A 12,663-nucleotide genomic window follows, 5' to 3' on the forward strand; every position below is an offset into this window, starting at 1 on the left:
GTGGGGCAGTGTCCGAGCGGCGGTCGATTTGCGGCTCCGCCGCGCGGGGCTCCACCGCGTGGGCCCGCCGCAGGCGTCAAGATCCGCCGGACACGGCCTCGGGCCTGCGGACCCCGCGTCGCCGTCCGCCGCCGCCCGCCGCCCGCCGCCCGCCGCCGCCCGCTGTCGGCGACGCGCGAGTGAACCGTATGGCGCCACGGCCCGTCCTCCAGGGCGAGTTCGGGGTAACGGCTCGCCGCAGGGCCTAGCATGACGCGCTGTCGAATGTGCTGAACGTGCCGAAGGTGCAGGGAGTAGCCGTTGAATGGTTCGCCGGGCCGGGGAGGGTCGAGGTGGCTGGAGGGGGCACCTCCCGGCGGTCGATGGGGGAGCGACGAAGGGACTCATTCCGTGCAGCGCTGGTCGGCACGGCTGGCCCTGGCCACCGCCGCGCTGGCGGTGCTGCTGCCGCTGATCTTCGCCGGGTCCGCCAGCCTGGTGCTGGTCCTGGTCGGGCTGGTGGGCATGGCGGTCACCGCCGCCGCAGTCTGGTGGGTGCTGACCCGCCGCGGCGCGGTCCGGATCGCGGCGGCCGTGCTGGCCGTCGCGGCGCCGGCCACCGTGATCGGGTTCTACGACGCGCGGAATCTGCTCTGGGTGGTCATGGTCGCCCTGGGGCTGTGGGCGGTGGCGGTCTGGTCGGGGCGGGCCGCGATCCGCAGCACCGGCTTCGGCGCCATACCGGTGACGGAGCATCAGACGCCCGCCCCGGAGCGCCCCTTCCTGATCATGAACCCGCGCTCGGGCGGCGGGAAGGTGGCGCGGTTCGGGCTGAAGGAGAAGGCCGAGGGTCTGGGCGCGCGCGTGGTGCTGCTCGACCCGGACCATCCGCAGGACGTGGCCGCCCTGGCCCGCGAGGCGGCGGACGCGGGCGCCGATCTGCTGGGCGTGGCGGGCGGTGACGGCACCCAGGCGCTGGTCGCGGCGGTCGCGGCGGAGCGCGGCATCCCCTTCCTGGTGATCTCCGCGGGCACCCGCAACCACTTCGCCCTGGACCTCGGTCTTGACCGCGAGGACCCGTCGACCTGCCTGGACGCGCTCTCCGACGGCGTGGAGCTCTGGGTCGACCTGGGCTTCGCGAACGAGCACCCCTTCGTCAACAACGCGTCGTTCGGGGCGTACGCGGCGGTCGTCCAGAGCCCGGCGTACCGCGACGACAAGGTGCGCACCACCCTGGAGCTGCTGCCCGACCTGCTGACCCGGCAGCGCGGCCCCGTGCTGATGGCGCAGGCCGACGGAATCCGGATCCCCGCCCCCCAGGCCCTGCTGGTCAGCAACAACCCGTACCGCACGGGCGACCCGGCCGGGCTCGGCCGCCGCGAGCTGCTGAACTCGGGCCGGCTGGGTGTCCTCGGTGTCAAGGTCGACAACGCCGCCCAGGCCGCCGGGCTGCTGCGCGGCCGTAAGGCCGCGGGCCTGACGGTGCGCACCGCCCGCGAGGTGGTGGTGGACGCCGACCGCCCGGAGATAGAGGTCGGGGTGGACGGTGAGGCGATGGTGCTGTCGGTGCCCGTGCGCTGCCGTATCGCGCAGGGGGCGCTGCGGGTGCGGGTGCCCCGGGTCCGGCCCGGGGTTCCGGTGGTGAAGCCGCGCATGGACTGGCGGCGGCTGCGCAAGCTGGGGGCGGTCGTGGGCCGTACGGCGGTCGGCGGGCGCGGGTTCTGAGGGCTCGTACGCCTTCGGCGCCGCTGCCCCCGGCGGGCCGCCTCAAGCGCGAGGCCGGGGCGATCGCGGCGTCAAGGCGACTGGCTAACCTGACCCGGTGACCACCGAGCTGACCCTGCTGTCGCGGGTCTCGTGCCGAGGCCGCGAGATCAACGGGCCCCGGCTGCGCGGACTGCTCGCGCTCCTCGCGGGCGACCTGCGCACCGGCTGCGGCACCGCGCGCCTGGTGGACGGGCTCTGGCCGGAGGAACGGCCGGAGGAGCGGCCCGAGAACCCGACCAAGGCGCTCCAGATCCTGGTCTCCCGCGCCCGCTCCCAGCTCGGCGCCGACGTGATCGCCAGCACCCCCACCGGCTACCGTCTCGCCCTGCCCGAGGACCGGGTCGACAGCTCGGCCGTCCTGCTCAGCGCGGCCGAGAGCGCGCGCCACGCCCGCGCGGGCGACCACGCCGCCGCGCTCGCGCACGCCGAGGAGGGCCTCGCGCTGTGGGAGGGCGCCCCGGGCGGCGAGGCCGACGGCGCGGCGCGGGGCGCGGTGGCCGAGGACCCGGTGGCCGCCCTGCGCGCCGAGCGGGCCGTGACGTACCGGACGCTGGCGCGCGCCCGCGCGCTGGCGCTGTCCCGGCTCGGCCGCCGGGCCGAGGCGGCCGAGCCGCTGGCCGGCCTGGCCCGCGAGCGGCCACGGGACGAGGAGGTGCTGCTGGAGCTGTTGCGCTGCGAGGCGGCCACGCTCGGCCCGTCCGCGGCGCTGGCCAGGTACGACACCTACCGCCGGGCGCTGCGCGACGAACTCGGCACCGACCCCGGCCCCGCGCTCCAGGCCCTGCACGAGGAGCTGCTGCGGGGCGAGGAGCCGGCGGTGCGGCACGGCGTCCCGTACGAGCCCAACCCGCTGCTCGGCCGCGACGAGGACATCGCCGCGGTGGCCGGGCTGCTGGACGCCTCCCGGGTCGCTTCCGTCGTCGGCCCCGGCGGCCTGGGCAAGACGCGGCTGGCGCACGCCGTGAGCCGCCGGGCCGGGCGGCGCGCCGTGTACTTCGTCGGGCTCGCGGGCGTCACGTCCGACGACGACGTGGTCAGGGAGGTCGCGTCGGCGCTCGGCGTCGGCGAGGCCCCGCCCGGCGCGGTCGGCCATCTGGGTCTGCCGACGGATGTCCACAGCGGCATCCTGGCCGCGCTCGGCCCCGGGCCGGTGCTGCTGGTGCTGGACAACTGCGAGCACGTCATACGCGGCGCCGCCGAGCTGGTGCGCCATCTGGTGTCCCAGGCCCAGGACCTGCGGGTGCTCACCACGAGCCGGGCCCCGCTCGGCCTCTCCTCGGAGGCCGTGTATCCGCTGCCGGAGCTGAGCCTGGCGACGACGGTCGAGCTGTTCGGGCAGCGGGCGCGGGCCGTGCGCCCCGGCGCCGACCTGCCCGCGGACGCGGTGGAGGAGCTGTGCCGCCACCTGGACGGGCTGCCGCTCGCGGTGGAGCTGGCGGCCGCGCGGGTCCGGGTCATGTCGGTCGCGGAGATCGCCCGCCGCCTGGAGGACCGGTTCACCCTGCTGCGCGGCGGCGCACGGGACGCCCCGAGCCGCCACCGTACGCTGCACGCCGTCGTCGACTGGAGCTGGAACCTGCTGGATCCGGCCGGGCAGGCGGCGCTGCGCGCGCTGTCCGTGTTCCCCGGCGGATTCACGGCGGACGCCGCGTGCCACCTCCTCGGAGAGGAGGACGACGTCCTCGGGGTGCTCGCGGACCTGGCCGACCAGTCGCTGCTCAAGGTCGCCGACACCGCGTCGGGGGCACGCTTCCGGATGCTGGAGACCGTACGGGAGTTCAGCACCGCCCACCGTGAGGCGGCCGGGGAGACCGACCGTGTGATCGGCCGTTTCCTCGCGTGGGCCCGCGACTTCGGCGTGGCGCACCACGACTCGCCCCACGAACGCGACTTCTTCGCGCCCCTCGAGCGGATCCGGGCCGAGCAGGACAACCTCGTCCACGCGCTGCGGCACGGGCTGGCCCGCGCCGACGGCCCGGCGGTCGCGGCGACGGCCGCCGTGCTCGCGTCCTTGTGGACGGTCGAGGGCAACTACGCGCGCGTCGCCGCGCTGGCCGAGGAGACCAGCAGGCAGCTGTCGCACTTCCGGCCCGAGCGGGGGTCCGACCCCGCGCTCGTCGAGGTCACCCGGACCGCCGCGGCGCTGTTCACCGCGAACACCTTCACCGTCGTCGGGCTGCGCGCCGGCCGCCCGCTGGCCACCCTGCGCCGGCTGCCGCCCGCCCCGCCCGACACCCTCGTACGGGCCATCGCGACCGTGATGGCCGCCGCGCCCGAGGTGCTGGGGCCGGATCCCGCCCCGCTGCGCGCGCTGTGCGACAGCGACGAGCCGCTGCTGGCGGTCGTCGCCAACTCCCTCGCGAGCTATGCCCTGGAGCGGCAGGGCGACGTGGACGGCGCGATCCGGGCGGCCGAGGGGATGCTGGACGCGTTCCGGGGCCGGGGCGCCGACTGGGTCGAGGTTCTGGCCCGCACCCGGATCAGCGAACTGTCCCTTCAGGCCGAACGGGGCGAGGAGGGCCGGCGCCATCTGGCCGCGGCGCTGCGGCTGATGGAGGGGGGCATGCTGTGGGGGGACATCACCGGCATCAAGGCGGCCCTGGTCCTCGCCAATCTCCAACTCGGCGCCGTCGACGAGGCGGAGCGCTGGCTGCCGCTGACGACGCCCGAACGGCAGGCGGAGACGGAGACGGTCGGCGCGCTCGCCTTCGGCCTCGGCATGCGGGCTGAGCTGCTGCTCGCGCGCGGCGAGGCCGAGGCCGGCTGCCACGAGTGGCGGCGGGCCGTCAAGGCGCCGGAGAGCGGCGAGCGCGCGCTCTACCGCACCGATCCGCCCGGTCTGGAGCCCTGGACCCTGGAGATCGAGGCCGCGGCCGTGGTCGCCCACGCGCACCACGGCCGGCTCGGCCTGATCGAGGAGGCCGTCGGCGTACTTCCCCACAAGCTGTGGACGATGCTCAGCCACCCCGTGGAGAAGCCCCCGGCCTACCTGATGGACCTCCCGGTGTGCGGCGCGCTGCTGCTGGCCCTGGCCATGGTGGAACTCGACCGCGCGGAGCGCACCGCGGACGCGGCGGCCAGTACGACCGGCGCGCGGCTGATCGCCCTGGCGGAGCGGTTCCGCTTCCTGCGCGGCTTCCAGCCGACCATGTCCTCCGCCCGCGCCCGCCGCGCGGCCGAACAGGCCGACAGGGCGGCGTACGCGGACGCGGTGTCCTCGTACGCCGCCCTGGGGCGGGAAGAACTGCTGGCCACGGCCCTGACGACGATCGAGCCCCTGACGCCCGCCCCGCGCGAGTACGGCGGGCACGGCAGGCACGGCGAGCGCTGCCGGGCCCGTTAACGCCGGGGCTCCCGCTTGAACAGCGCCCGCGCCCAGAGGAAGCCGAGCAGCGTGAGCCCCACGCACCAGACCACCGCGATGACCCCGCTGTTCCCGATCTCCGTGCCCATCAGCAGCCCCCGCAGCGTCTCGATGATCGGGGTGTAGGGCTGGTACTCGGCGAACCAGCGCAGCGCGGTCGGCATCGAGTCCGTGGGGACGACCGCGCTGCCGAGGAGCGGCAGGAACTGGAGCGGCATGGGCGCGTTGCTGGCGGTCTCGGGGGTCTTGCACGCCATCCCCATGGCGGCCGCGAGCCAGGTGAGCGCGACGGTGACCAGTGCCAGGAGGCCGAGCACCGCGAGCCACTCGACGGGGGTGGCGTTCGGCCGGAACCCCATGAGCAGCGCGAGCCCGATGACCAGCGCGATGGCGATCAGCGTCTGGAGCACACAGCCGACGACGTGCCCGATCAGCACCGACGACCGCGAGATCGCCATGGTGCGGAACCGGTTGATGATGCCCGCGGTCATGTCGACGGAGATGGCCACCGCCATCGCCAGCGACCCGGAGGTCGCCGCCATCAGGATGATTCCGGGGGCGGCGTAGTCGATGTAGTCCGTGTCGCCGCCGCCCGCCCCGCCCATCGGGCCGACGCCGGTGCCCAGCGCGCCACCGAAGACGTACACGAACAGCAGCAGCATGACGATCGGCATCGCGACGACGGAGATCGTCATGGCGGGGAAGCGCAGCGCGTGCCGGAGGTTGCGCCGCAGCATCGTCATGGAGTCGGTCAGGGGACGGGACACGGCGCTGCTCATCACGCGTTCACCTTCTGTGCGGTGGTGGTCTGGTTGCCGGGCTTCTCGGTGAGGGCGAAGAACACGTCGTCGAGGTCGGGGGTGTGCACGGACAGCTCCTCGGCCTCGATCGACTCGGCGTCCAGCCAGTCGAGCAGGGACCTCAACTCCCGGACACTGCCGTCACTGGGCACCTGGAGGGTGAGCGCGTCGTCGTCGCGCGACACCTCGCCGAAGGCGCGGGCGGCCCGTTCGAGATCGCCCGGCACGGTGAACCGCAGCCGGACGTGCCCCCCGGGAATCCGCCGCTTCAGCTCCTCCGCGGTCCCCTCCGCGACCAGCTTCCCGCCGTTGAGCACCGCGATCCGGTCGGCGAGCTGATCGGCCTCGTCCAGGTACTGCGTGGTCAGGAACACCGTGACCCCGCCCGCCACCAGGTCCCGGATCAGCTGCCACATGGTGTGCCGGCTGCGCGGGTCGAGGCCGGTGGTCGGCTCGTCGAGGAAGATGATGCGCGGCTCGCCGACCAGCGTCATCGCGAGGTCGAGCCGCCGCTGCATCCCGCCCGAGTAGGTGGCGGGCGTCCTCTTCGCCGCCTCGACCAGGTCGAACCGCTCCAGCAGCTCGGCGGCCCGCCGCCGCCCCTCCCGGCGGCCCAGGTAGTTCAGGTCCGCCATCAGGAGCAGGTTCTCCTCGCCGGTGAGCAGATGGTCGACGGCCGAGAACTGCCCGGTCACCCCGATCGCGGCCCGCACCGCGTCGGGGTCCTCGGCCGGATCGTGCCCGGCGACGCGGATCTCGCCGCCGTCGGCGCCGATCAGCGTGGACAGGATCTGGACCATGGTGGTCTTGCCCGCGCCGTTCGGCCCGAGCAGCGAGAAGACCGTCCCCTCGGGGATGTCCAGATCGATGCCGTCGAGCACCACCTGCTCGCCGAACGCCTTGCGCAGCCCGGTCGCCGTGATGGCCCGGGGGGATCGGGAATTCGTCATGCCCCAGAGCGTGCGGGCGGCCGGGTTCACGGCGGTTTCACGGCGGTTTCATGCCGTCCGGGACAACGGCTACGGCGTATGGGCTAGCAGCTTTGGCCCGCTGCTTCCACGCCGATCACGATGGCTGCGAGGCGTCAGCGGAGAGGGATACCCATGGCAGGTGGCGATCACGTTGTTCGCGGCTACTTCGGTCTCGGCGACGAGGAGCACGTCGTTCGTGTGACCAGCAGTGCCGACTTTGTCCTGCACATCTGGGCGGCGAACATCGACACCTTTCCAGGTGGGGTGGAAGTCCTCACCCCGCCGAGCCAGTTTCGGGGACACGGGGCGACGGGGCCACAGGACGGCCTGACCCTCGACGTCCCCGCACAGACGTCCATGCATCTTGGATGCCTGGGGGCACAGGGCGGCGAGACCCTGGAACTCTCCAGTGCGTTTGGTGCCAGAGTCGTCGTCTTTCTCACGGTCACCACGGCCGAAGGGGCAACGGTGACGATGATCGGGGAATGAGCGGAACACCGGGCTGGGCTGATCAGCGTGGCGGGGCGGGCACTGCCCCGCCGTAGAGTTCGTCGACGCCGATGAGCAGCACACCGTCGCCGCCGCGTGCCGCCTCGCCGCGCAACGCATCGCTGAAGCCCGCGGCGCTGAAGCAGGCCAGCCGGCACTGTCCGGTGTCCATGCCCCGCCCGGCGAGGAGTTCCCGCGCCCGAGCGAGGCGCTCCAGGCGGACCGGGTCCGGTCGGCCACGGCCTGCCAGGCCTCGACCGGATGGTCTTCGACGTCAAGGGCGCGACGGGCAAGGTCGGCTACCACGTCGGATACACGGCGAAGTTCCGTCAGAGCGGCACCGGTGACCAGATCCCGGTCAAGGGCGGCGCCATCCTGGAGATCGTCGTCAACGCTCCGAGCTACAACCCGTCGAACCCGGCCCAGAAGACGTATGCCGGTAAGCCCGGAAAGACCCTGCCCGGTGTGGACGTCACCGGCTACAAGACGTTCCGGGACACCAAGTTCGGGTCGAGCATCGAGGGGCAGACCCAGGTCGGTCTGGGCGTCCGGACCAAGCTGCCGTTCCGGGTCCAGCAGTCCGGCGACAAGCTGATCGTGGACGTCGCCCACACCAGGTAGTCCAGCGCGGCACCCGCCCCGCCCCCATCAGAGAGGCGCAGTGCCTCCGGCGGGTGCCATGAGCGCGTCGGCCACCGCTGTGCGCGCGTACAGCACCGAACGGCCCGCCCGGTGTGCCGTCACCAGGCCCGCTCCGCGGAGCGCGGTGAGATGCTGCGACACTCCTGCCGCCGACATCCCGAAGTGCGCCGCGAGCCGCGTCGTCGACGCCGGTGTGTCCAGCTCCGCGAGCAGCAGCGTGCGGGACCGGCCCAGCACCGCCGCGACCGCGTCGATCGAGCCCGCGTCCCGTGGCTCCCACAGCGTGCCGATTCCCCGTGCGGGGTAGGCGAGTTGCGGAGGGTCGGGCGGTACGGACCGGGTGAGCACCCGCGGCCAGGCGAAGGCGGAGGGCACCAGCAGCAGCCCTGCCCCGGCCTCGGCCCGGCTCAGCCCGCAGTGCCGGCGCACCAGGCGCAGCGTGCCGTCGTCCCAGCGCACGGTTTCGTGCAGCTCGCCGAGGACGTGCCCGGCGCCGTGCTCGGCCACCTGCCGGGCCCGGTGGAACACATCCGCCTCCAGCAGCTGCCGGATCCGGTCCCAATACGGTGCGAGCGCCAGCTCCCAGTACGTCTCGATCTCGGCGGCGACCTTCCGCAGCGCCGCTTCAGGGGCCTCCCTGAGCAGCCGGATCCGTGGCTGCCGGCCCAGGTCCCGTTCGGCGCCGAGCATGTTCAGTTCGGTGCGTACGCGCTCCGCCGGGGTCTGCCGGATCGCGTCGAGTTCGGCGGCGAGCGTGGGGAAGGGGGTCACCGGGGTCGGGTTGAGGAAGTCCGCGAGATAGCCGCCCTCGGGAATCAACGCGGCCAGCCAGCCGCGGTCGAGCCCCGCCTCCGCGAGCCGCGGCCGTACCTGTGCCGCCCACCGCCGGTGGGGTGGAGGCTCGCCTTCGGCGCCGCGCAGCAGCCGAAAGCTGGTGACGACCTCCCACATCGGAGAGACCGCGAAGCGGGTCTGTGCCAGGTCCGCGGCGGAAAAGCTGAGCCCGGTCTCCATGCGATCTCCCTGCCGACGACGCTCACTGCCCCCATGGATTCGGTCTCACCTTAATCAATGGCAAGGGTGCTGGGTGACCGCGCACTCTTCCGGCATGCTCTCCACATTCCGCGGCCTGCCGCCCGTCGTCTGGACCGTCTTCGCCGGCACGATCGTCAACCGGCTCGGTTACCTCGTCACCCCCTTCCTGGTCTTCTTCCTGGCGGCGCGCGGCGTCACCGGAGCCGAGACCACCTATGTCCTGGGCGCCCTGGGCGCGGGCAACCTTGTCGGGCCGGCACTCGGCGGCCTGCTCGCCGACCGGATCGGCCGCCGCTCCACGATGCTGATCGGCCTCCTGGGCGCATCCGCCGCGCAGGGTGCCCTGTTCGCGGCGCCAGGGGCGCTGACGATGGCGGCCGCGGCCCTGCTGCTCAGCGCGGCGGGCGCGTTGATCAGCCCGGCCGCGTACGCGCTGCTGGCCGACTCCGTGGACGCGGACCGCCGGCAGCGCGCGTACGCGCTCTTCGGCTGGGGCGTCAACATCGGAACGGCCGCGGCCGGCGTTCTCGGCGGCTTCCTCGCCGCACACGGCTACTGGCTCCTGTTCACCGTCGATGTCGTCACCATGCTGGTCTACGCGGTGATCGTCGCCACCCGCCTGCGGGAGACGCGCCCCGCCGGGAAGGACAAGGCCACGACGGCGGACGGCATCGGCTACGGCGTCGTCCTGCGCGACCGTCTGCTACTCGCCCTGCTCCCGCTGTTCGGAGTCCAGCTTTTCGTCTACTCGCTGACCGAGGTCGCCCTGCCGCTGGCCATCCGCGACAGCGGGCTCTCACCTGCTGTCTACGGCGCGATGGCCGCGGTCAACGCGGTGTTCGTGGTCGTACTCCAGCCGGTCGCCACGGCCACTCTCGCCCGGCTTCCGCAGCTGCCCGTGCAGGCGGCGGGCAGTGTGCTGATCGCCGCGGGCGTGGCGCTGACCGGTGTGGCCGACAGCGTCGCCATGTACACCGTGTCCGTGGTCGTCTGGTCCCTCGGCGAGGTCGTGGTCGCGGGGATCGCCGCGTCGATGGTCGCCGGCCTCGCTCCGGCTCACGCCCGCGGCCGCTACCAGGGCGCCTTCCAATGGACCTGGGGAGTGGCCCGGTTCGGCGCCCTCACCGTGGGCGTCACCGTCTACTCGTCCCTGAGCCCCGCCGTCCTGTGGTGGAGCGCCCTCCTCGCCGGCGTTCTGACCTCGGCCGTGACCCTGGCGCTCCGGTCCCGGGTCGACCGGCGCATGGAGCACGACCTGGCCGCCTGATGCGGGCTTCAGGAGCGGTGTGTGGTGCCGCAGAAGCCTGCCTGATCACCGCGGTGTCACGGGCGCCGGGTCCAGGCGGGCCCGGCGAAGCGGGCCAGCGCGCGCTCGACTTGGGCGGCGGACTCCCGGAGGCCGGTGGCGGACGCTCCGCAGTGGGTGACGACCACGCCGCCGGACCAGGGGCGGAAACAGCCGCCCCAGCGCCATCGGGGAGGCACCTCGGCCCCGTCCAGCGGCGCCGAGCCCCCCTGGAACCAGCGACCTCAGCGAAACGAGCATAGCGAGCGACCTGGCGATCCGTCCTCTGTCGCGTCTTTTGCCAAGTCTTGTGCACCCGTTTCCCGCCGCGTGGCCGACGGAGCGGCGGGCGGTCATACGATCAGTCCGCCTCGGGAGGGGAACGCGCTCTCTGGCCGCGTTCGTCCGCATAGCGGGCGGTATTCGTGCTGCCGTTGTCCGGCCGCTTCTCCCTGTCCGGGTGCGAGTCGATCCTTCACCGACAGGAGACCCGAGTGTTCGCTGCCCAGAAGCGGGAGGGGCGGGGAAGGCGGGTGCGCAGAGCCCTTCCCGCCGCCGCCGTCGCGATCGCCGCCGGCTTCGCCGCCGCCCTTCCCCTCGCGCCCGCCCATGCCTCGCCCGCGCCGGTGACGACGGGCCGCGACGCGGTCCCCTCGCACACCGAGCTCCTGGCCCGTATCAAGGGCGCGCTGAGCGCTGATCAGGGGCAGGCGTCGACGGAGTCCAAGCCGTCCGCGGGCGCGGCGTCTTCGTCGAGCGCGAAGCCCTCGGCGGGCGCCACCTCGCCGTCCGGCACCGTCGATCCCAAGATCATCGGCGGTACGGAGACCAGCATCACCACGGCCCCGTGGATGGCCCAGCTGTGGTACTCCGACGACAAGGGCACCGCCGACACCTCGGACGACATCGGCTTCTTCTGCGGCGGCACGGTCGTGTCCCCCACGAAGATCCTGACCGCCGCGCACTGCGTCAAGGGCTACGACTGGAACGCCAACGGCGCCGTCATCACCGGCACCGCCCAGCAGCCGACGGACAACAGCGACGGCTCGGTCGATGTGCACGGAGGCACCGTCTCCGGCGTCTGGCGGCAGTGGAACCACCCGTCGTACAGCGCGACCACCATCGACAACGACCTCGCGGTGTTGACGCTGCCCAGCCCCGTCACCGCCAAGCCCGCCCCCATCACCACCTCCAACGACACCGCGTCGTACGCCGCGGGCACCGAGGCCACCCTCTACGGCTGGGGCCGCACAAGCTCCACCAGCCAGGACATCTCCGAGACGCTACGCACGGCGACCCTGCCGATGGTCTCGGACACCACCTGCGCCACCACCTACGGCAGTCAGTTCATCAAGGGCCACATGGTCTGCGCGGGCCAGCCGGCGACTGGCTCGGACACCGGCACCGTCTCCGCCTGCAACGGGGATTCGGGCGGGCCGCTGATCGTCGGCGGCAAGGTCGTCGGCGTGGTCTCCTGGGGCGCGACCGACTGCGTGGCCGAGGGGTCGTACAGCGTGTTCACCAAGGTGAGCACGTACGTCGGGGCGGCCTATCCGCGGATCGACGACACCAACCTGAACGGCGACGCCAGGGCCGACCTGTTCGTGCGCCGCTCCTCGGACAACACGGGCTACGAGTACGACTCCAAGGGCACGTCGTTCGCCACCAGGGTGTCCTGGGGCTCGTACAGCGACAAGAACCTCGTCCTCCAGACCGACCTCAACCGGGACGGCTACCAGGACCAGATCATCCGCCGGGCCTCCACCGGCGCGGTCTACTGGCGGCACTACGTCCCGGCCAGCGGCAGCTGGGCCACCACCCTGGTCTTCGGCAACTGGTCCACCCGCACCAAGGTCGTCGCCCCGGGTGACGTGACCGGCGACCAGCTGCCGGACCTGCTGTCGGTGACCGCGAGCGGCACGCTGTACATCTACCCGGGCAAGGGCGACGGCACCTTCGCCTCCCCGGTCGCGGTCGGCAGCGGCTGGAACCAGTACAACCGGCTGCTCGGGCACGGCGACTTCACCGGCGACGGCAAGCCCGACCTGATCGCCCGGAGCAGCAGCAACTCGTACGTCTATCTCTACCCGGGCACCGGCAAGTCCGGCTCCGGGGCGTTCGGCACCCGCATCCACGTCCGTACCTGGAGCCAGTACGACGCCTTCGCCACGGTCGGCGACATCACGGGTGACGGCAAGGCCGATCTGGCCGCCCGCACCCCCGCCGGCATGCTCTACCTCTACCCGGGCACCGGCAAGGCCACGTCCGACCTCTTCGGCACGCCGGTCACGATCGGCACCGGCTGGCAGCAGTACAACCTCTTCGGCTGAC

11 protein-coding genes are annotated in these 12,663 nt (G+C 73.2%); 6 read left to right on the top strand and 5 right to left on the bottom strand.

Annotation, left to right across the window (positions count from 1 at the left end; translation table 11 throughout):
- The first annotated feature begins 390 nt into the window (after positions 1-390).
- Together ACH4S9_RS36075 and ACH4S9_RS36080 are read left to right on the top strand one after the other, a co-directional pair.
- Entirely contained in the window at positions 391-1,704 is a 1,314-nt protein-coding gene (locus ACH4S9_RS36075) for a diacylglycerol/lipid kinase family protein (protein ID WP_398375769.1), read from the top strand.
- 97 nt (positions 1,705-1,801) lie between these two features.
- Positions 1,802-5,089, top strand: a complete 3,288-nt coding sequence (locus tag ACH4S9_RS36080; RefSeq protein WP_398375771.1) for an ATP-binding protein — start codon at positions 1,802-1,804, stop codon at positions 5,087-5,089.
- Here the strand turns inward: ACH4S9_RS36080 and ACH4S9_RS36085 are convergent.
- Both ACH4S9_RS36085 and ACH4S9_RS36090 read right to left on the bottom strand, forming a co-directional pair.
- Positions 5,086-5,889, bottom strand: coding sequence for an ABC transporter permease (locus tag ACH4S9_RS36085; protein ID WP_311728546.1), 804 nt, complete (start codon positions 5,887-5,889; stop codon positions 5,086-5,088). The two genes, ACH4S9_RS36080 and ACH4S9_RS36085, sit on opposite strands and share 4 nt — an antisense overlap.
- Complete coding sequence (locus ACH4S9_RS36090) at positions 5,889-6,860, bottom strand: ATP-binding cassette domain-containing protein (RefSeq protein WP_311728545.1); 972 nt, start codon at positions 6,858-6,860, stop codon at positions 5,889-5,891. The genes ACH4S9_RS36085 and ACH4S9_RS36090 overlap by 1 nt, the downstream gene beginning before the upstream one ends.
- Positions 6,861-7,013: 153 nt before the next feature.
- Here ACH4S9_RS36090 and ACH4S9_RS36095 point away from each other — a divergent pair, with 153 nt between their 5' ends.
- Positions 7,014-7,370 (top strand): hypothetical protein, encoded by a 357-nt coding sequence (locus ACH4S9_RS36095; RefSeq protein WP_398375774.1) that lies wholly within the window; start codon positions 7,014-7,016, stop codon positions 7,368-7,370.
- A 22-nt stretch (positions 7,371-7,392) separates the two neighbouring features.
- On the opposite strand, the gene ACH4S9_RS36100 is transcribed toward ACH4S9_RS36095, so the two are convergent.
- Positions 7,393-7,542: a hypothetical protein gene (locus ACH4S9_RS36100; RefSeq protein ID WP_398375776.1), complete on the bottom strand. Its 150-nt coding sequence runs from the start codon at positions 7,540-7,542 to the stop codon at positions 7,393-7,395.
- A gap of 89 nt (positions 7,543-7,631) precedes the next feature.
- On the opposite strand from ACH4S9_RS36100, the gene ACH4S9_RS36105 reads away from it, so the two are divergent.
- The gene (locus tag ACH4S9_RS36105) at positions 7,632-7,991 is read left to right on the top strand and encodes a hypothetical protein (RefSeq protein ID WP_311728542.1); all 360 of its coding nucleotides are present in this window, start codon (positions 7,632-7,634) and stop codon (positions 7,989-7,991) included.
- A 27-nt stretch (positions 7,992-8,018) separates the two neighbouring features.
- On the opposite strand, the gene ACH4S9_RS36110 is transcribed toward ACH4S9_RS36105, so the two are convergent.
- Positions 8,019-9,026, bottom strand: coding sequence for a DUF5937 family protein (locus ACH4S9_RS36110; protein ID WP_361190587.1), 1,008 nt, complete (start codon positions 9,024-9,026; stop codon positions 8,019-8,021).
- Positions 9,027-9,120: 94 nt separating this feature from the next.
- Between ACH4S9_RS36110 and ACH4S9_RS36115 the strand changes: the two genes are divergently transcribed.
- The gene (locus ACH4S9_RS36115) at positions 9,121-10,314 is read left to right on the top strand and encodes an MFS transporter (RefSeq protein ID WP_311728540.1); all 1,194 of its coding nucleotides are present in this window, start codon (positions 9,121-9,123) and stop codon (positions 10,312-10,314) included.
- 56 nt (positions 10,315-10,370) lie between these two features.
- Here ACH4S9_RS36115 and ACH4S9_RS36120 read toward each other — a convergent pair whose 3' ends face one another.
- Complete coding sequence (locus tag ACH4S9_RS36120; RefSeq protein ID WP_311728539.1) at positions 10,371-10,532, bottom strand: hypothetical protein; 162 nt, start codon at positions 10,530-10,532, stop codon at positions 10,371-10,373.
- A gap of 333 nt (positions 10,533-10,865) precedes the next feature.
- On the opposite strand from ACH4S9_RS36120, the gene ACH4S9_RS36125 reads away from it, so the two are divergent.
- The gene (locus tag ACH4S9_RS36125; protein ID WP_385350348.1) at positions 10,866-12,662 is read left to right on the top strand and encodes a trypsin-like serine protease; all 1,797 of its coding nucleotides are present in this window, start codon (positions 10,866-10,868) and stop codon (positions 12,660-12,662) included.
- Position 12,663 lies beyond the last annotated feature (1 nt).

This window comes from Streptomyces sp. NPDC021225 (assembly GCF_044332865.1).
Lineage (GTDB): Bacteria > Actinomycetota > Actinomycetes > Streptomycetales > Streptomycetaceae > Streptomyces.

Bases quoted from the DNA above. Each gene is read 5' to 3' on its own strand.
- ACH4S9_RS36095 (WP_398375774.1), top strand. From the start codon at position 7,014: ATGGCAGGTGGCGATCACGTTGTTCGCGGCTACTTCGGTCTCGGCGAC.
- ACH4S9_RS36115 (WP_311728540.1), top strand. From the start codon at position 9,121: ATGCTCTCCACATTCCGCGGCCTGCCGCCCGTCGTCTGGACCGTCTTC.
- ACH4S9_RS36085 (WP_311728546.1), bottom strand. From the start codon at position 5,889: ATGAGCAGCGCCGTGTCCCGTCCCCTGACCGACTCCATGACGATGCTG.
- ACH4S9_RS36100 (WP_398375776.1), bottom strand. From the start codon at position 7,542: ATGGACACCGGACAGTGCCGGCTGGCCTGCTTCAGCGCCGCGGGCTTC.
- ACH4S9_RS36090 (WP_311728545.1), bottom strand. From the start codon at position 6,860: ATGACGAATTCCCGATCCCCCCGGGCCATCACGGCGACCGGGCTGCGC.
- ACH4S9_RS36110 (WP_361190587.1), bottom strand. From the start codon at position 9,026: ATGGAGACCGGGCTCAGCTTTTCCGCCGCGGACCTGGCACAGACCCGC.
- ACH4S9_RS36105 (WP_311728542.1), top strand. From the start codon at position 7,632: ATGGTCTTCGACGTCAAGGGCGCGACGGGCAAGGTCGGCTACCACGTC.